Annotated in this window: 18 protein-coding genes and 2 tRNA genes; 5 read left to right on the forward strand and 15 right to left on the reverse strand. The window is 52.8% G+C overall.

Translation table 11 applies throughout. From position 1 onward, the window contains the following. Positions 1-288: 288 nt before the first annotated feature. The 4 genes from N909_RS0101135 to N909_RS0101150 are packed head-to-tail and all read left to right on the forward strand — an operon-like array spanning position 289 to position 3,508. Positions 289-1,521 carry an ABC transporter substrate-binding protein gene (locus N909_RS0101135; RefSeq protein WP_029910081.1) on the forward strand — a complete coding sequence of 411 codons (1,233 nt, stop codon included), beginning with the start codon at positions 289-291 and terminating at the stop codon, positions 1,519-1,521. Between the two features lie 26 nt (positions 1,522-1,547). Beyond that, a complete protein-coding gene (locus N909_RS0101140) occupies positions 1,548-2,231 on the forward strand; it encodes a GTP-binding protein (protein ID WP_029910085.1) in 684 nt (227 codons plus the stop codon). A 14-nt stretch (positions 2,232-2,245) separates the two neighbouring features. After that, a complete protein-coding gene (locus N909_RS0101145; RefSeq protein WP_029910088.1) occupies positions 2,246-3,244 on the forward strand; it encodes an ATP-binding cassette domain-containing protein in 999 nt (332 codons plus the stop codon). A gap of 21 nt (positions 3,245-3,265) precedes the next feature. Beyond that, positions 3,266-3,508: a hypothetical protein gene (locus N909_RS0101150; protein ID WP_029910090.1), complete on the forward strand. Its 243-nt coding sequence runs from the start codon at positions 3,266-3,268 to the stop codon at positions 3,506-3,508. Positions 3,509-3,558: 50 nt separating this feature from the next. Here N909_RS0101150 and N909_RS0101155 read toward each other — a convergent pair whose 3' ends face one another. The 15 genes from N909_RS0101155 to ispE all read right to left on the reverse strand — a co-directional run bounded on the left by N909_RS0101155 (position 3,559) and on the right by ispE (position 17,982). Then, entirely contained in the window at positions 3,559-4,209 is a 651-nt protein-coding gene (locus N909_RS0101155) for a PilZ domain-containing protein (RefSeq protein ID WP_029910093.1), read from the reverse strand. 93 nt (positions 4,210-4,302) lie between these two features. Further along, on the reverse strand, positions 4,303-5,436 hold the full coding sequence (locus N909_RS0101160) for an HD domain-containing phosphohydrolase (RefSeq protein WP_084167327.1): 1,134 nt from the start codon (positions 5,434-5,436) through the stop codon (positions 4,303-4,305). After that, complete coding sequence (locus N909_RS0101165) at positions 5,430-8,180, reverse strand: hybrid sensor histidine kinase/response regulator (RefSeq protein WP_029910097.1); 2,751 nt, start codon at positions 8,178-8,180, stop codon at positions 5,430-5,432. The genes N909_RS0101160 and N909_RS0101165 overlap by 7 nt, the downstream gene beginning before the upstream one ends. Positions 8,181-8,692: 512 nt before the next feature. Further along, positions 8,693-9,148 carry a 50S ribosomal protein L9 gene (gene rplI / locus N909_RS0101170; protein ID WP_029910099.1) on the reverse strand — a complete coding sequence of 152 codons (456 nt, stop codon included), beginning with the start codon at positions 9,146-9,148 and terminating at the stop codon, positions 8,693-8,695. Positions 9,149-9,174: 26 nt separating this feature from the next. After that, positions 9,175-10,104, reverse strand: coding sequence for a YybS family protein (locus N909_RS0101175; protein WP_029910101.1), 930 nt, complete (start codon positions 10,102-10,104; stop codon positions 9,175-9,177). A 24-nt stretch (positions 10,105-10,128) separates the two neighbouring features. Continuing rightward, positions 10,129-10,404, reverse strand: coding sequence for a 30S ribosomal protein S18 (gene rpsR / locus N909_RS0101180; RefSeq protein WP_029910103.1), 276 nt, complete (start codon positions 10,402-10,404; stop codon positions 10,129-10,131). 27 nt (positions 10,405-10,431) lie between these two features. Beyond that, entirely contained in the window at positions 10,432-10,800 is a 369-nt protein-coding gene (gene rpsF, locus N909_RS0101185) for a 30S ribosomal protein S6 (protein WP_029910105.1), read from the reverse strand. 192 nt (positions 10,801-10,992) lie between these two features. Continuing rightward, positions 10,993-12,087 carry a redox-regulated ATPase YchF gene (gene ychF / locus N909_RS0101190; RefSeq protein ID WP_029910107.1) on the reverse strand — a complete coding sequence of 365 codons (1,095 nt, stop codon included), beginning with the start codon at positions 12,085-12,087 and terminating at the stop codon, positions 10,993-10,995. A gap of 77 nt (positions 12,088-12,164) precedes the next feature. Then, on the reverse strand, positions 12,165-14,180 hold the full coding sequence (locus N909_RS0101195; RefSeq protein ID WP_029910109.1) for a sodium-translocating pyrophosphatase: 2,016 nt from the start codon (positions 14,178-14,180) through the stop codon (positions 12,165-12,167). Between the two features lie 35 nt (positions 14,181-14,215). Next, a complete protein-coding gene (gene pth, locus N909_RS0101200; protein ID WP_029910126.1) occupies positions 14,216-14,788 on the reverse strand; it encodes an aminoacyl-tRNA hydrolase in 573 nt (190 codons plus the stop codon). A gap of 23 nt (positions 14,789-14,811) precedes the next feature. Next, the gene (locus tag N909_RS0101205) at positions 14,812-15,423 is read right to left on the reverse strand and encodes a 50S ribosomal protein L25 (protein ID WP_029910128.1); all 612 of its coding nucleotides are present in this window, start codon (positions 15,421-15,423) and stop codon (positions 14,812-14,814) included. A 52-nt stretch (positions 15,424-15,475) separates the two neighbouring features. Next, entirely contained in the window at positions 15,476-16,408 is a 933-nt protein-coding gene (locus N909_RS0101210) for a ribose-phosphate pyrophosphokinase (RefSeq protein ID WP_029910131.1), read from the reverse strand. A gap of 219 nt (positions 16,409-16,627) precedes the next feature. Next, a tRNA-Gln gene (locus N909_RS0101215) sits at positions 16,628-16,702 on the reverse strand. Positions 16,703-16,966: 264 nt separating this feature from the next. Next, positions 16,967-17,041: transfer RNA gene (locus tag N909_RS0101225), tRNA-Gln, on the reverse strand. A gap of 98 nt (positions 17,042-17,139) precedes the next feature. Further along, the gene (gene ispE / locus N909_RS0101230) at positions 17,140-17,982 is read right to left on the reverse strand and encodes a 4-(cytidine 5'-diphospho)-2-C-methyl-D-erythritol kinase (protein WP_029910133.1); all 843 of its coding nucleotides are present in this window, start codon (positions 17,980-17,982) and stop codon (positions 17,140-17,142) included. A gap of 378 nt (positions 17,983-18,360) precedes the next feature. Here ispE and N909_RS0101235 point away from each other — a divergent pair, with 378 nt between their 5' ends. Beyond that, positions 18,361-19,269: a type 2 periplasmic-binding domain-containing protein gene (locus N909_RS0101235; RefSeq protein ID WP_029910135.1), complete on the forward strand. Its 909-nt coding sequence runs from the start codon at positions 18,361-18,363 to the stop codon at positions 19,267-19,269. The last annotated feature ends 42 nt before the right edge of the window (positions 19,270-19,311 follow it).

Here is a 19,311-nt window from a genome sequence, read left to right on the forward strand (position 1 = left end):
CGATCTCCTTGGATAATGAATGATTAAGGTTCCTGGGATGCCCGACTGTCGCACAGGTGGTTGCTGAAAAAATTGACCTAGATCAAATCGGAGAAAAAAAGTAATATTTTCTCCTTTCCGACCGCTGTCTAATTGGCAACAAGTTACGCGGCCAATATGACGGTCCGCCAGACCGACTTCAAAATATCCAACCATAAAAGTTACAATTAAAATGTCATTTTTGACCTGGATCAATTTAAATACTACCACAGGGCTTTATAGTCAGCGTCACAAGCAAGGAGAGAAACCATGACAACCGAAACCATTCATAAAGACATGACTGTCAAAGAGGTGCTTGACCGCTGGCCGGAAACCCTCGATGTATTTATCGCCAACGGTTTTGCCAATTTCCGCGATGAACGGCAGCGCAATGCGGTTGCCACATTTTTAAAACTGGAACGAGCCGCCCAGACCAAAAACTATGATCTGGACAACTTCCTCGGGCTGTTGCAGCAGAAAATTTCTGAACAGCTGCACCAGGCCGATGTCACCATGAAGCAGACCCAGAAGGCCGGCAGCCAGATCAATGTCAGTGGGCTGCTCCCCTGCCCGGTGCGCTTGCCGCTGCTGGAAGGGTTCGATGCCTTTATCGAAGACTTTACCCGGCAGACCGGACACCAGGTCAGCTACAAACTGGAAGCGGCTTCGGTCGGTGCCGACTGGATCGAGGACAATATCAAGGGGATCGAAGACGCCGAACAGCTGCCCGACATCTTTGTCTCGGCCGGTTTCGAAACTTTTTTCGACCGCCAGACCATCGGCCGTTTCAAGGAACAAGGTGTCTTTACCGACATCACCCCGACCGAGGTCAATAGCGATTTCAGCGGGATCGACATCAAAGATCCGAAACGGGACTATTCCATCATTGCGGCAGTCCCGGCGGTGTTTATGATCAATCATGAGGTTCGCGGCGACTTGCCGATTCCTCGCCGCTGGTCCGATCTGCTGCAGCCAGAGTTTGCCCAGCAAGTCGCCCTGCCGGTCGGCGATTTCGACCTGTTCAACGCGATTCTGCTGGCTCTGCATAAGGAGCATGGCCAGGCTGGGGTCGAAGCCCTGGGGCGCTGCATGCTGAAATCGATGCACCCGTCGCAAATGGTCAAGAACGCCAAGCGGGTCGCGGAAGAGAAGCCTTACGTCACCATCATGCCCTACTTTTTCACCAAGATGGCGCGGATGGTCAAAAGTCTGGAGATTATCTGGCCCGAGGACGGGGCTATCGTCAGTCCGATCTTCATGTTGACCAGGCAGGACAGTCTGGCCCGGGTCAAACCGATTGCCGAGTTTCTGTGCGGCCAGCAGGTCGGCGAGATCCTTGCCCAGAAGGGGCTGTTTCCGTCCCTGCACCCTGCGGTCGACAACGGGCTGGATTTCCCCCACCCCTGGAAATGGATCGGCTGGGACTACATTTACAACAACGATATCGGGGCCTTGATCAGGCAGACCAATGCCCTGTTCGAAGCTTCCATGAATGCCGCCTGAACGGCTCTTTGCAAAAGGATAGGCTCATGCGTTTTCTGACTGTCTCCGGACCACCGTCGTCCGGTAAAACTTCCGTCATCCTCCGGGTCATCGAAGCCCTGCAGGCCCGCCAGCGCAAGATCGGCGTGGTCAAGTTCGACTGCCTGCTGACCGAAGACGACCAGCGCTATGCGCAAAAAGGAGTGCTGGTCCAGAAAGGGCTTTCCGGTGCGCTCTGCCCCGACCATTATTTTGTCAGCAATATCGAATCTTGTGTCAAATGGGGAATGGAGCATGAATGCGAATACCTTATCAGCGAGAGCGCCGGTCTCTGCAATCGCTGCTCTCCCCATATCAATGAGATCACCGCGGTTTGCGTCATCGACAACCTCAGCGGCATCAATACGCCACGCAAGATCGGTCCGATGCTCAAGTCGGCGGATATCGTCGTCATCACCAAAGGAGATATCGTCTCTCAGGCAGAACGCGAAGTGTTCGCTTCACGCGTCAAGCAGGTCAACCCCGGCGCGGTGATTATGCACGTCAACGGGATCACCGGACAGGGAGCATTCGAACTGACCAGCCTCTTTGAAGAAGCCTCGGATATCGCCACCCTGAAGGGAAAAACGCTGCGCTTTTCAATGCCCTCGGCGCTCTGTTCCTACTGCCTCGGGGAAACCCGGATCGGTGAAGAGCACCAGACCGGCAATGTCCGCAAAATGGATATCTGACAGGAAAGAAAACCATGAAACAAACCTCTATATATCAACAATCGCTCCAGCAACTGCTGGCAGATCATCCTTATATCGAAGATTTCCTGACCTCTTTCGGCCTGGAGGTCACCCCTGGCCCGGAAAGCCTTGAGGAATATCTACGCGGGCTCGATCTGGACCAGCTGGAGGACCTCGGCATTGATCAGGCCCGCCTGCGCCAGAGCTTGGACGATTTTCTTACCGGCATGCTGGCCCTTCAAGAGCCTCATGATCGAGTCGATGCCCTGACCATCATCGGCGGCCAGGACAAATCAGGGCAGCCCGAAGCCCTTGAAATCACCCTTAAACCGGGTCAGGTGATCTGCATCGTCGGCCCAACCGGGTCCGGCAAGAGCCGGTTGCTCGCCGATATCGAGTGGGTTGCCCAAGGCGATACCCCGACCGGCCGAAGAATCCTCATCAACGGCGAAGTTCCGGACAGTAAATGGCGGTTTTCCACCGAGCACAAGCTGGTCGCCCAGTTGTCCCAAAACATGAACTTTGTCATGGACCTGAGCGCGGAAGAGTTTATCCGCATGCACGCGGAAAGCCGCCTGGTGCCGGACCCGGAAGAGAAAGTCCGGCAGATCCTCGCCCAGGCCAATGAACTGGCCGGAGAACGCTTTACCCCGCAGACCCCGGTGACCTCGCTCAGCGGCGGCCAGTCCCGCGCCCTGATGATCGCGGACATGGCTTTTTTGAGCAAGTCACCCATCGCCCTGATCGATGAGATCGAAAATGCCGGGATCGACCGCAAAAAGGCCTTGGATCTGCTGGTCAAGGAGGAAAAAATCATCCTCATGGCCACTCACGACCCGATCCTGGCCCTGATGGGGGACCGACGGTTGGTGATTAAAAACGGCGGCATCGCCAAAATTATCGAATCGAGCCAGGCGGAACGGATCAACCTGAAACAGCTGGAAGAATTGGATAACCGTCTGTTGGCGCTCAGAAACCGGATTCGTGCCGGCGAGACGCTGGAACAGCTTTGAGCGAAAAAGGAGAAAAACAGGATGCATGAAGGATGCGCAGGAAGTTTTAGCGGTGGCGAGCAGATCGTCGATAAACTGAGGCAAATGGGGTTCGGCCGGATGGCCCTGCCGGTTCCGGTCGAGATCGACTGCGAGGGCTGTGGCGAAACCTTTCCCATGGCGACCCTGGAGGCCCGCTGTCCCCAGTGCGGGATGGTCTACGGCGTAACCCCCTGCCATGCCCACGATCGCGCCAGTATCCGGGCCGCAGGCATCGATTATTGAACCGGAAAAATACAGCCCGCTAACCCCTGAAGGGGCTGTTCAGTAAAAAGTTAAACGGATACTTTGGTGGCCACCTGGGAAATATAGAGCCATAAATCGTTGCGGGTTACCTGATCCAGCGGCGCGAAATTGATGCCAACCCGGTGGCCGTCTGCAGCTTTCTCCTTGGCGGTTTCGGTCCAGCAAACCCGGCCGCCCAGCTCATAGCTGCGCTCCTGCCCCGGCAACTGGAACTTCAGCTGCATTTGCCCCTTGACCCGCGGCAGCGGCTGGGACGGCGGCAATAAGACACAGGCACCGGTCATGCTGAGGTTATAAAAAATACAGCTCGCCCGGTGCTGTTCATATGCCAGATGAACCTTGATCGGATCAGCAAACAGGCAGCGGAAATTATCCCTGGCGCCGGTCATCATCCCCTGCAGAATCGTCAGGAACTGCTGCATACTGCGCTTGCTCTCAGCAGAGACCGCGGCGCTCTCAGCCAGGGTGTTTCGCTCATCGATCACCTCGTCGAGGAGCTTACGATAGCGAAAAAAGCGCTTCAGCAGATCATCGCGATCGAAAGTGAAACCATTGGAGGAGACCAGGATGTTCTTGACCGCGACCTCGCTGCCACAGTGTTCGCAGACAATCCTGGGGATTTCCGCCAGCAGGGCCGAACTGATATATTTCTGGCATTCGGGGCATTTCATGATCAACATATCCTGCTCCTGCAACGATAGTCAGCAAAGTGTTTACAAAGCCCCCCTCCGCGGGCTACTCCGCTTGCAGCTTCAAGCCGGGCCGGACAACTTTTAGTGTTGCGGTTCCACCCAGCCATCATAAACCTCAGTATCCAGATAGGATGCTTTGATCTCCAGGATCTCCGGCAGGTTGGCGATGAAAAGCTCCACCAAGGCCGGTTCAAAATGTTTACCTGATTCCTCTTCCAAAACGGCGACCGCTTGCTCCACGCTCCAGGCCTTCTTATAGGGGCGCTCTGAGGTCAAAGCATCAAAAACATCGCAGATTGCGGCGATTCTGGCCGCGATCGGAATGGCGTTACCGGCGATGCCGTGAGGATAACCGCTGCCGTCCCATTTTTCGTGGTGAAACAGAGCTGTCTCCCGTGCCAGGGAAATCAGCTTGGCTTTATGATCGCCGATGATCCGCGCCCCGATCAACGGATGCTGTTTCATAATCTGCCATTCTTCAGCACTCAGTCGCCCGGGTTTGAGCAGGATACTGTCGGGAATGCCGATTTTACCGACATCATGCATGGTGCTGGCATAGAGTAACAGTTCCGCAAACTCTCGGCCGAGCTTTCGTTTGGACGCCAGCAGCGAGCACATATGGCTCATCCGTTTCACGTGGGCTCCGGTCTCATTGTCGCGCAGTTCTCCGGCCGCGCCGAGCCGCTGTACGATCTCGAACTGGGTTTCCCTGATTTCCTGGGTGCTCTTGATAATTTCCCGTTCCAGCAGATCAGCCCGCATCACCTGGCGGGTATAGAACAGCCGCGACTGCAGGGTGTTTTCAATCCGCAGCAGGACCTCCCAATCTTCGAAAGGCTTGGTCACAAAATCCTTGGCCCCGGAGGCCAGAGCCTGCTGCCTGGTTTCCTGGTCGGTCTGCGCGGTCAGGACAATAACCGGCACAAAATCATCACTAAGAACCTCGGTCAACTGCTCCAGGACTTCAATACCCGACATCTCCGGCATGCGGATATCGAGCAGGATCAAATCAAAATGATGCTGCCGGTAGAGTGGCAGAACCTGACGAGGGTCGGTGGTAGAGAACAACTGGGTGAAATCATCCTCTTCCAGAATAGCTTCCAGCAGGGCAACATTGGCCATATTATCATCCACAATCAGGATTTTTGCATCATGGATATCGGCCAGAGCATTGACTGTGCCGAGCCCGCTTAAATCGACACTAGTGTTTAACATACTGCCTCCAATAAATCGGTCACGGTTTTTCTGAGGATATCAACATCAACAGGTTTGGTCAGGAAACCTTTGAAACCTGCTTTTTCAGCTTTTTTAGACGTACTCTCCATGGCATCGGCGCTGATGGCGACAACCGGAATACTCTGCGTCGCCCGGGTCGTTTTAAGCTGACTGAAGGCTTCAAAGCCATTCATTCCTGCCATGTTTAAATCCATTAGAATCAGATCCGGTTTTTCCCGGACAGCTATTTCAAGACCCGTGGCAGCGCAATTTGCCACCAGTAATTCATAGGCCGACATCTCTGCAAAGACACCCTCCATGAACACTGCATTGACAATATTATCTTCAACATAGAGAACCCTCTTGGCAACAGAACCCGATTGAGAAAAACCAGGCCTGCCGCCATCTGTTGCAGCAGGCGAGGCCACCTCAAGCTGCTGGCCGTCCTTTGCAACGGGTAATACAAACCAGAACGAACTACCTTTCCCGGGCTCACTGGCGAAACCGATACTGCCGTTCATCGCTTCAACCAGCTGTTTGGTAATGGTCATCCCGATCCCGGTTCCCTCAATCTCTTCGGGATTCTCCAGGACCCGGGTAAACGGGGTGAAGATATCCTGCTGCTTTTCCAGCGGGATGCCGATACCGGTATCATTGACAATAAACTTGAGATAGTCATCGTTTTCAGGCTGGGTTTTGATTTCAACCCTGCCGCCGGGACAATTGTATTTGATGGCATTTGACAGCAGGTTCAGCAGTACCTGCTTCACCCGCGTCAAGTCCGCCTGCAACTGCGGCAGGATCTGGTCGCCGCAGTAAATCAGCTGCACATCGTACTGCTCGGCCTGGGGACGTGACAGTGCAAGGCAGTCTTCAATCAAAGAACTGGGCTCGACATTTTCGATGGACATGGAAAACTGCCCCGATTCAATACGGGCCAGGTCCAGAACCTCGTTGATCAGCTGCAACAGATGCTGTCCGGCGTTATGAATCTGCTCCACCATACCCTGCTGTTTGTCGTTAAGGCTGTGCTTTTTACTTTTCAGCAGCAATTGGGAAAACCCATTGATGGCATTCAAGGGGGTTCTCAGTTCATGGCTCATATGGGACAGGAAGACGGACTTGGCGCGATTAGCCTCTTCGGCCTGCTGCCGGGCCAGTTTCAGCTCGGTGACATTTTCCTTGACCGCCACAAAATGAGTAATATCGCCGTTAAAATTGCGAATCGGGATAACCAGAACGTTTTCAGAATAGATTTCACCATTTTTTTTCTGGTTGATAAATTCACCCTGCCAGATATGTCCTGCGCTGATGGTAGTCCAGAGCTGCGCAAAGATCCCCGCCGGATTTAATCCTGAATTGAGAATTTTGGGATTCTGACCAAGAGCTTCACTGATACTGTAACCGGTAATTGCAACAAACGCCGGATTGACATATTCGATCCGCCCCGCAGTATCAGTGATCACGACGCTACTCGGGGATTGTTCAACAACCATTTTCAATTTATGCAATTCTTCTTCGGCATGTTTGCGTAATGAGATATCGCGCGAGCTGAACAGATACCGAACCTCCTCCGTATCGTTTTTGAATTGCTGAATCGAGGATTCCAACACCCGGTAGCTGCCATTGGCCATCTGCACCCGGTATTCGAAAGGCCCGGTTTGTGCGTATTGCTGTGCCAGCTCGGCAATGGAAATATCTTGCAGATCGTCCTGACACACCAGTTCGCGGATGTTCCTGCCGACCAGAGCGCCGGGTTCCATGCCAAGGGTTCTATTCACCGCCGAGCTGATTTCAAGAATCGTCCCCTGCGCGTCGGTAATGGTAATCACATCAGAGATGTTTTCCATGAGGCGGCGATAATGCCGTTCGCTCATCCTCAGCTTGAACCCGGCTAGTTCCCCTTGGGCCTGCAGCTCCGCCAGGGCGGTGGCGTGTTCCGCGGCCTGGGCTTTAAGTTGATCGTAAACCTGGGTCAGTTCAAGGGCCTGGGCACTGGCCAAGGCCTCAAGAGAATTCCGGGCCAAAGAACCTTGCCCTTTTGGGGTGCGCTGCCAGCCAAGCAGCGAAAGTAGAATCATAGTGGCAACGATAATACTGAGTTCGACATGACTGACCAATTCATTCAAGGACTTGGCGGATTCACGGGTCTGCTTCAAGCGCAGCGACTGCTGCCGGTACAGTCCGGCCAGTTTGCTGGTGAGGTCGTGAAAAATGGAATCAACACTGCGCAGGTATCGCTGCGCATCGGCAGTTGCGGCGTGCATAGCGGCGACCGACCCGGAGTCCTGAGCTTGAACCAGAGCTCTGGCCAGGGGCTCAAATTGCTTGATCAGCCCCTGAGTGGCGATTATTTCAGCTTGCAGTTCCAGGCCGGTATGCGGCCTTTGTTCCTGCGTTATTGTACCCGGAGAGTCTTCTGGGGAATCGACATCGATCATCTCGGCCCAAAAACCGGCGAGGTCCCGGCCCGACTGCTCCAGGCTGCTGACCCGGGCATCGATTTCGACGCTGGACCGGACCCTGTCGAGCAACTGTAAAGCGAGACTTATGTTAAGAAGTTTATTTTGCAGAGAATGCAACGATTCCAACCGGCTTTGCCCGGTCCGCTGCTGGTAGTGAAAAAGTTCTTGCCGCTGAGTGGCCAGGCTGTGGCAGGCGGCCAGGGTTATAATCGCGATAAAAACTAAAGCCAGGACAAGAATGTTGTGCAGACTCATCCGATTTTTGGAGGAATTATTCATCAGGGAATCAATCCGAAAAACGGTTCGGCCGGAAAATTATCGGACATTTCAATTAGCGAGTTGCCATCCGGAAACTCCGCAGGACAACGGCTAAGTTTTCAGATTGGAAACGAGAAATTTTCCGTTGTGGCAAGGAAATCAAGGGGTTGCGCGAAGGCGTAGTCCTTTACGCCGCACGAGAAACCCACAGATTGACACCGCCACAGCGGAAAAGGGCCATTTCCGGATGAAAACTAGCTAAATAACCTGTTGTGAACAGACACAGTCGCTCCGGGAGCGATCACCGACCTCAATAGTTAGCCTATTCAAATAAACAATACTATTAGCAGTAATTTATTACAACTCTTAAATTTTCATTACAACAGCGACAAACGCAGTCACAACAAAGTTTCCATGTAAAACGAAACAGACAGATGAACAACTGCCGAGGGACCATCGATAAAAAAAGGCGGCAAAGCTCCCAAAGGAATTCTGCCGCCTTTATTTCAACTGAATAACCGCTTAAAAAACGATTATTCTTCTTCTTTGTTAACCACCACTTTGAGCTCTGCAACCACTCCGGCGTCAAGTTTGACTGAAATTGTATGCTCACCAAGGGATTTTACCGGTTCGCTCAACTGAATTTTTTTACGGTCAATGTCGATACCGGCAGCATTCAATTTGGCCTCGATATCCATCGAAGTCACGGAACCGAAAAGCTTTCCTTCTTCACTGGCGCGCTGAGTAAACTCGCAGGTCACTTTTTCGATGCGGGCTTTGACAGCTTCGGCATCCTTGGTGACTTTTTCAAGCTTCCGAGCCAGTTGGCGTTTTTGATGCTCCAGTTCCTTGACATTGCGGTCATCAGCAATACTGGCAAATCCCTGGGGGACAAGGTAATTACGGGCATAGCCGACCTTGACGCTGACGACATCGCCGATCGTTCCCAGACCATCGACATTTTCTCTTAAAATAACATTGGTATTCATCTATCTCCTCCGTATCGGATCGAGTTTCAAATTTGTTTTTGCCTGGGCCGGCGAAAATCGATCCAAAGATCGAAGACCCCGACGCTGGTGACAATCACTGGCAACGGGTTAAATATCAGCAGCAGCAGATAAATAACCCCTTTAACCGGTGAGGGATACTTTTTCCGTTGTAAAAAATGATGAACAACGGCCATCCCTTGAAAAAAGTACAACGGCAAAACCACCACCAGCAGGTTCCAACCGACCACAGACAACCCGGCCAACGGAACCAACTGGAGAAAGCCCCCTGCGATCAGAACCCAGATCAACGGTGCAGGCAAACGCCAGCGCGCAAATGATGGGCCCACAATCTGCTCTTTGCTCTGTTTGAAGCGCTGCAAAAAAACCATGGTCAGCGCCTGGACACCAAACAGCACCGCCAGATAAAGACCGTAAAAGCTTCGGCTGATAAAACCAGCCATGCTCTCGACGGCCGCCTTCATATCCTGAAGTTGGCTGCCGTTAAAGCCAGCGTCACGATAAACCTGCATGGCCTGATCAACTTCGGAACGGACCATCTGGTCGACAAGCGTCGCCATATTGAGATCCTGAGCGACAACCGTTCCGATCATCATCACGGCAGTTACCACGGCTGCGCCCAGCGTGGCGTAAAAAACAGCCCGATCCCAGGGAATGCGACGCAACAGGCAGTACGGTAACAGCAAAGAGCCAACCCCGAATAACCCGAGGTAGGCCATCAGGGTATAGGTCGTGGTCAGTTGCGCCAGAATCAGGCAGACCACCGTGACCACAACCATACCACTGCGAATTCCAAACCGTAGCGTGAGATAAGCAGCAGGCAGTGCACTGAAAAGGTTCAGAAAAGCCCCCATCGGTCCAAGCCAACTGACCCCCAGCAGGCAAAACAGGGTGATTCCGATACCAATTGCGGTAAATAAAACTGCCTGTGCTTTCATCTCTTCGCTATTGAAACCACAAATTTACAGGGAATGCGACGCGGTATAAGGCAACAGCGCAATTTGCCGGGCGTTTTTAATCGCTTCTGCGATCTGCCGCTGATGTGCTGCACAGGTACCGGAAATCCGCCGCGGAACAATCTTGCCCCGTTCCGTCAGATAATAGCGCAGGTTGTCGATATCCTTGTAATTGATCTTCTGATTTTTATCAGCACAGTAACGACAAATTTTACGCCGGCCAAAACGACGACGGGGTGCCGCAGATGACGCTGAAGGACGACCTGAATTTTCATATGCCATGGTAATTATCTCCTGATTGTTATGTAGTTATTCTTCTTCATCCGCGATTTCGTCATCGTCATCCTCGACCCGGGCAGAAGCCTCGGTAGAAGGCTCGGCACTGGCGAAATCCCCTTCGATCTTAACGGTCAAAAAGCGCAGGATATTTTCGTCCAGACGCAAGCGCCGCTCATATTCGGCAATGACCTCCGGCTCAGCGGAAAAAAGAACCTGAACATAACAGCCACGTTCAACTTTTTTGATGGGATACGCCAATTTACGGACGCCCCAGTTATCCAGCTTATAGATTTCAGCCGCTTGATCGGTCAAAATCGTCTGGAATTTTTCCACCACGGCTGTCAGGCCATCGCCGACAATATCCGGGTGAATGATATAGAGTGATTCATAGTTTCTCATCTGTGATTCTCCTCGTGGGTATGCAGCCCCGAATCCGTTCCGGAGCAAGGACGATACATCTGGAATCCCATCGATTCCAGATCAAACCAAAGTTTCTAGCATAAGAGTTAAATTGTTTCAAGCTTTTTAGCAGCTTTTTAAAACTGTGCCGACCGACCGGAAAGAAGCATGCTAAGGGTACTTTCAAAAGGCTCAGACGTTGAACCGGAAATGCATAATATCCCCATCAATGACTCGGTAATCTTTCCCTTCCAAACGCAGCAGGCCTTTCTCCTTGGCGCCCGACTCACCACCGGACTTGAGATAATCCTCGTAAGCAGTCACTTCAGCGCGAATGAAACCTTTTTCGAAATCGCTGTGGATCACACCGGCAGCCTGGGGGGCCAGCGCCCCATCGGGAATGGTCCATGCTCGAACCTCTTTCACCCCGGCGGTGAAATAGGTAATCAGACCGAGAAGTTTATAACCGGCATGGATCATCCGGTCGAGTCCTGATTCATCCAACCCAAGCTCCTGCAAAAATTCAAGCTTTTCCTCATTGTCGAGTTCGGCGATTTCCGCTTCGATCTTGCCACAGATGGTGACCATTTCCGCCCCCTCGGCAACAGCGTGGGCACGAACCTTGTCAACAAAGGGATGCTCTCCGGCCAAGTCGTCTTCAGCGACATTGGCAACGTAGAGCACCGGCTTGATGGTGATCAGGTGCAGATCGGAAATGGCCTTGCGCTCCTCAGGCTCCAGCTGAACGGCACGCGCCGGCAGCCCTTCATTCAGTGCGGCAGCGATTTTTTCCAGCACTTCCAATTCGGCCTGGAGCTTCTTATCACCGCTTTTGGCCTGTTTTTTCCCGCGCAGGATGCGTTTGTCGACGGTATCAAGATCAGCCAGATTAAGTTCGGTCTGAATGACCTCAATATCGCGCAACGGGTCCACGGAGCCGTCCACATGCACAACATTGTCATCATTGAAGCAACGTACAATGTGGGCAATGGCATCGACTTGGCGGATGTGGCCGAGGAACTGGTTTCCCAACCCCTCCCCCTTGCTGGCTCCCCGAACCAGACCGGCGATATCGACAAATTCCATGCTGGTCGGCAAGATCTGCTGAGGATGCACAATCTCGGCAAGCCGATTAAGGCGCTCGTCAGGCACGGCCACCACGCCGACATTCGGCTCGATGGTACAAAACGGGTAGTTGGCCGATTCCGCGCCTGCCGAAGTAATAGCATTGAAAATTGTCGATTTCCCTACATTCGGCAGGCCGACGATTCCACATTTGAAGCCCATAAACGTCCTTTAAAAAGACCGATAGCCGGGGCAACTGCGCCCCGGCTATCGGAAACAGAAGATGTCAGTCGCGCCGATCAGACAAGGAGCGGTGCGATGACCAAAGAGACAACACTCATCAATTTGATCAGGATATTCATTGCCGGACCGGAAGTATCCTTGAAGGGGTCGCCGACGGTATCGCCGATAACCGCAGCGGCATGTGCTTCGCCACCCTTGCTTTCGCCTTCCAATTGGCCACTTTCGATGTATTTTTTAGCGTTGTCCCAAGCACCGCCACCGTTGGACATCATCAGCGCTAACAGGACCCCGGCCAGAGTTGCACCGGCCAGCATTCCGCCCAGAGCTTCTTTCCCAAGCAGGAAGCCGATCAGCACCGGAGCGACGACGGCAACCACACCCGGCAAGACCATCTCCCGCAGGGCAGCTTTGGCCGAAATATCGATACATTTCTGGGAATCCGGCTTGACGCCTTCTTTACCTTCCAGTAATCCTGGAGTTTCCCGGAACTGGCGGCGGATCTCATCAACCATGGCACCGGCGGCACGGCCGACGCTGGTCATGGTCAGCGCACCGATAAAGAACGGCAGCGCACCACCGATGAGCAGACCGATGACAACCATGGGGTTGATCAGGTTGATCGAGTCAAGACCGACAGTGGTCGCATAAGCGGAGAACAGCGCCAGGGCAGTCAGGGCAGCGGAACCGATGGCAAAACCTTTGCCGATCGCTGCAGTCGTATTGCCAATCGCATCCAAGCCGTCGGTAATTTTACGGACATCCGGACCAAGCCCGGCCATTTCCGAGATACCACCGGCATTATCGGCGATGGGACCATAGGCATCAACAGTCATGGTGACGCCAACAGTAGCCAGCATCCCGACGGCAGCGATGCCGATTCCGTAAAGGCCGGCAAAGTAGTTCGCCACAAAGATACCAATGGCGATGATGATGATCGGCAGAGCGGTCGATTCAAGACCGACAGCCAGGCCATGAATAATATTGGTCGCGGGACCCGTTTTACTGGCATTAGCAATCCGGGCAACCGGTGCATGGGCAGTGTAGTATTCAGTGACCTGCCCGATGGCGATACCGGCCAGGGTTCCGGCGAGAATTGCCCAGAAGATTCCGTTATCCAGATGAGCAAAGCGGATATAAATAAAAGCAGCCACCAGGAAGCCGGCAGCGGCAACAAAGGTGGTGTAATGCAAAGCCTTGGCCGGGTCCATGCTTTTGAGCAGCTTCATGGAAGCGATCCCGAGCAGGGAGAAGACCAGCCCGACCATGGCCAGAGCCAGAGGCAAAAGCATGGCATTGGCCTGGACAGCGGCACCGACGCCCAGTTTGCCAAGCAACTCGGGGCCTGCCGCAGCAGCGATAGCAATAGTGGCAATAATGGAACCGACATAAGATTCAAAGATATCAGCACCCATCCCGGCGGTATCACCAACGCAGTCGCCGACATTGTCGGCAATAACACCCGGGTTACGCGGGTCATCTTCCGGAATCCCGGCTTCGACCTTACCAACCAGGTCAGCGCCAACATCAGCCGCTTTGGTATAGATACCGCCACCGACCCGGGCAAACAGGGCGATAGAAGAGGCCCCCATGGCAAAACCGTTGATATATTTGGCAGTCTCCGGGTCTCCACCGAAGAAGATGAAAGCAACGCCAACCCCGACCAAGCCCAGCGAAGCGACGGCCAGCCCCATAACAGCACCGCCGTTAAAGGAAACTTCCAGCGCCTTGGCCTGACCATGGGCACGAGCAGCTTCAGAGGTCCGCACGTTGGCACGGGTTGCAGCTTTCATGCCGATGAAACCGCAGGTCATTGAACAAATGGCGCCACCCACAAAGGCCAGAGCGGTTTGCAAATTCATGGCAATGGCGATCAGAGCGAACACCAAGACAATGAAAATGGCCAGGACGCGATATTCACGGCCCAGGAACGCCATAGCACCAGCATGGATATCATCAGAAATCTCATGCATTTTCTCATTACCGACCGGCTGTGCCTTGACAATGTTGTAAAGCACAAGCGCGATCACAAATCCGACCACCCCAAAGATAGGAGCCCACATTTGCAGTTGCATCTGTTCCCTGCCTCTCTGTCTGTTTGTGTTGAAAGTTAGTCGATCAGGCTAAAGCCATTAAATATATTCATCGCCTCCAAAACCCCAGCGGCGATAATCTTTTCTACCGCATCGGCCCCGGCATCCAGAAGCTGGGGCAAATGTTTTTGTTCCAGAGCATTAAAATTGCCGAGGACATGACCGGTCACATCACCGAATTCGGGTCGGCCGATCCCGACGCGCAGCCGGATAAAATCTTTGCGGCCAAGAATCGCCAGGATATCGCGAATACCATTGTGGCCACCATGACCGCCCTCCTGCTTGATTCTCAGTCGCCCGAAAGGAAGATCCAGGTCATCGTAAATGACAATCAAATCCCCCGGCACGACACCGAGGGATTGATAGGCAGCATTCACACTGGATCCGCTATTGTTCATGAATTCCTGAGGCAACAGAATTGTGGTTTGTTTACCAGCTACGGTTCCGACTCCATAACGCCCCTGGTAGCCTTTTTTTTTCAAGGCCACCCGATGTCTCTGCGCAACCGTTTCAGCCACCATAAAGCCAACGTTATGGCGCGTCGCCTCATACTTTGCACCGGGGTTTCCCAGCCCGACCAGTAATTTCACTTCAATCCCGAAAATCAGCTCGCTTATTCAGCGGCACCTTCTTCCTCTTCAGAACTGTCAGCATCGTCCGCGGCCTTATGACCGACAACAGTCACGACCGTGAAATTGACATCAAAGACCAATTCCACATTTTCAGGAGCCTTGACTTCCTCGATGTGAATCGTATCACCGATTTCCAGGGCGGAAACATTGATTTCAAGAGCCTGAGGCACGTCGCCCGGCAAACAGCTGACTTCAAGTTCATGACGAATCAGTTGCAGCGAGCCACCCATTTTTTGTCCAGCAGCAGTCCCGACGATATGAACCGGAACCATAAAGGTGGACTTTTCCTGGAGGTTGATCACATGGAAATCAGCACAGATCATCTCCCGCCGCAACGGATGGAGATCGGCCTCTTTCAGAACCACGACCTTGCCTTCAAGACCATTAGCCCCTCTCAGCGTGAGCAGAGTATTCCAACCAGCTTCACCGGCAATCGCGTCTTCGAGCTGACGGGGGTCGACCACGATATTTTTGGGCTCCAGACCTTTGCCATAAACCACCGCCGGGATTTTACCTGCTGCCCGTAGTTTTCGTGCAACGCCTTTACCAGTTTTCTCTCTTAACTCAACATTCAATTCAGCTTCTGGTGCCATCTATTTTTCCTCCATCAATGGGTATTTAAAAATCGGCTATTAATTTATTCTGCTACACAAACAAGGAACTGACCGATTCCGCATTATGAATGCGCCGGATCGCTTCTGCAAGCAAATGGCTGACAGAAAGCATCTCCATCCGATCACATTGCTTCAGTTTATCCGCCGTGGGAATGGTGTCGGTCACAAATACTTTTTTTAATTCACTGCTGGAAATACGGTCCAACGCAGGCCCGGAAAGGACACCATGGGTGGCGCAGGCGTAAACATCGGTTGCGCCTTTTTCAATCAACGCCTTGGCAGCCGTACAGAGGGTCCCTGCCGTATCAATCATGTCGTCAATAATAACACAAGGTTTATCCTTGACATCACCGATGATGTGCATCACCTCCGAAACATTCGGTCCACTCCGGCGCTTGTCAATAATGGCAAGGCCCGCATCCAACCGTTTGGCAAATGCCCTGGCCCGCTCGGTACCCCCTGCATCCGGAGAAACAACCACCATCTCGCCAAGGTTTTGCCGCCGGATCTCTTCCAACATGACCGGTGCGGCATACAGATGATCAACCGGGATATCGAAAAACCCCTGGATTTGTCCAGCATGGAGGTCCATTGTCAGCAGTCGATCAATCCCCGCGACCGACATCAGATCTGCGACAAGCTTTGCCGTAATCGGAGCCCGCGGAGCAACTTTGCGATCCTGCCTGGCATAACCGAAATACGGGACAACGGCATTGATCCGCGCTGCCGAAGCTCTTTTGAGAGCGTCAACCATGACCAGCAACTCCATCAGGTTGTTGTTGGCCGGAGAGCAGGTGGACTGAATGACATAAACATCCCGGCCGCGCACGTTCTCGCCCAACTCCACCATCACTTCGCCGTCGGAGAATGTTCTGACTTTTGCACTCCCCAGAGCAACAGACAGATGTTGACAGATTGCTTGAGCGAGAGGCTCATTGGAATTGCCGGTAAATATTTTGATCATACCCACAGATCTCATACCTTCTCTGGTTTTAAATCGGTTTGCGAATAGTAACGCAACATAAAAAGGCCGGACTGCATTGTTTCATATAGCCGCCCAACCGACGAAAATTTTCAATAACAAACGAACCGCGTCTATCCGGTCCAACCGGTCGCTCTTCTGCAATCCAGTCAGCGCTCGTTCCGCTTCGAATCCTGGGAAGCAGTTAGGTGCTAGTCCTTGTGGCTGGGGCGCCAGGATTCGAACCTGGGGATGCCGGAATCAGAATCCGGTGCCTTACCGCTTGGCGACGCCCCATCAAACAACTAAAACTTTTATTTTTAAATCTAAGCTTTTCTGATACTCAGTCAGCGCTCGCTCCGCTTCGAATCCTGGGAAACAGTAGTTACCAATTATTGTGGCTGGGGCGCCAGGATTCGCCCACTCCGTCACCGCCATCCAGGCGGTTCCTGCGTCGGCTCCCCTGCGCTCGCTGCCGCGGCCATCCCGGCCGCTCTTCTGACATCCAGTCAGCGCTCGCTCCGCTTCGAATCCTGGTGAAACAGTAGTTGCCAATTATTGTGGCTGGGGCGCCAGGATTCGAACCTGGGAATGCCGGAATCAGAATCCGGTGCCTTACCGCTTGGCGACGCCCCATCAAACTTGTTGCCTTAAAAAATTTCCTCTACTTATTTATATGGAGGTCAGAGCCTCACGCAATATAATAAGTAAGAAAAAATACCATCAAGCTGTTTTCATAACGGGCGTACAGGAGAAACAAACCAGTCCGTGTTCTTCGCCAGAACCTCCGCAACCCGACAAGCATCAGGATAATCGGCAAAAACTCCGAAAACCGTTGCCCCACTACCGGACATCAAAGTGCCCGCCGCCCCCAACTCTGCCAGTCGCTGCTTCGCCTCTGCCACTACCGGAAACCTCGGCAAAACAACCTGTTCCAGATCATTATGCAAAGAATCACACAGACTCTCAAGGGTCCCCGCTGAAAACCTCGGAAGGTTAGCCAGTTCACCCCCTTTTGTCAACCGTAAACTTTGGTAAACATCTGCAGTAGATACCGCTATTCCGGGGTTGACCAACACAAAAGAAACCAGCGGAAGCGGTGGAAGAGCCTCCAACTGCACGCCAGTCCCGGTTGCCCAGGCCGGCCGCGCAAAGATAAAAAATGGCACATCCGAACCCAGCTCTGCTCCCATCTCCCGCAGCTGCATTTCACTATAGCCGATAGCAAGCATTTCATTCAAAGCAATCAGAACCGCAGCAGCATCCGAGGACCCACCACCCAGACCAGCGGCCACCGGGATCCGCTTAACAATCGAAATTGTCACGCCGACATCAAGACCAGCCCGCCGCAAAATCAGCCGCGCGGCACGAGCCGCCAGATTCTCCTCCCCCGCAGCCAGTTCCAGACCGGCACAGCAAACAGAAACCCCTCCCGTCGGGCGCAACTCAACGACAACATCATCACAAAGATCCACCCGCTGCATAGCCATTGCCAGCTCATGATAACCGCTTTTCAAGCGACCGCGAACATGGAGACAAAGATTTATTTTTGCCGGAGCATGAAACAGTTTTTTCACTTCCAAGCGACACCCCCCTCAATAGCAACCCCAATCCAAGACACCTCACGCAAATACAAACAGTTTTTCATATTTAACCACCCAAAGAAACACATCAAAACCAGAACCAGGTTATATCAATTCAAAAAAGCACCTACAAAGTGGCCGCTTTTAGCCGCAAATTGGCCAATATTGGCCACACTCCACATATGGAGAACCCCTTAAAATGGAGCACACATCCGAGAAACGCCCAACAATACTAGGTCTACGTAAAAAAATAACAGCATTATAGATATGGCACAGCATTTGCCAGTAACGTTATAATATCGACAAAAACAGCTTTTCTAAAAAATACAAAAACAACCATTTGCGAGACTTTTTAAAACAATGGACAAGCTTTTGATATTTTTCATTCTGCTCGTGCTGGCCACTTCCGTACAGGCCGCCCAGCCCATCCAGATAACCATCAGCACCATGACAGAGGCCTCTTCAACCAAAGCGACGGTGACGGCTTATCTGCAAAAGCTACTGGAAGAAAGATCAAACAAACGGATTCAGGTCCACTTAATCAATAATCCCGCTCTGACCGCCGATCAGCTGGTGCAGTCCCTGCAGACGACTGAAACCCAACTGGCCATCCCGGAGATCAACAAACTGCATGATCAGGCAGTGGCGTTAAAAGCCCTAGAGCTACCATTCCTTTATCGCAGTCGGCAACACCTTCACCAAATTATCGATAGTAATATCGGGACACAGCTGTTGTCCAGCTTAGAGCAAAACAACCTGAAGTTTCTCGGCATCTGGGACGAAGGACCTGAGCAGATTGCCGGAAATCGCGAGCTGCCGGCGGATTCGACCTTGTTTTTCTCTGACCCCGCTGAAAAATGCTGCCTCACCAGTCAGCGCCGGTCACCGGAAGCCGGGCATCAAGTTTCCGGTAGTTGGCAGGAATTGACCCTCGGCGAAATCGAAAGCGCAATCAGCAGACAGGCTTTTTCAGACATTACCCTGACCAATCACCGGCTATCCGGACATGCTTTATTGGTGCAACGCAGCTTCTGGAACGGCCTGCCGGAAGATTTAAAAATCATCATCCAGGAGGCCGTTGTCAATGCAACGGAATACGCCACGGAAATGGCAGACAAAGCCGATCAGGATGCCTATGCCAAACTCCGGCAGCAGGACCGGATCAATATCCATCCGGTCGGCAAAGACTCTCGCAAGCTTTGGCAGAAAAAAGTTTTGCAATACATCGCAGAATGCTGCGGTCCGACCGATACAAACTTGCTCTACCAGGCTGTCTACTGAGCCAGGGAGGCGTTTTCCCGGACCGGCATTCCAGGTCGTCGA

The sequence above is a fragment of the Pelobacter seleniigenes DSM 18267 genome (genome assembly GCF_000711225.1).
GTDB classification, from domain to species: domain Bacteria; phylum Desulfobacterota; class Desulfuromonadia; order Desulfuromonadales; family Geopsychrobacteraceae; genus Seleniibacterium; species Seleniibacterium seleniigenes.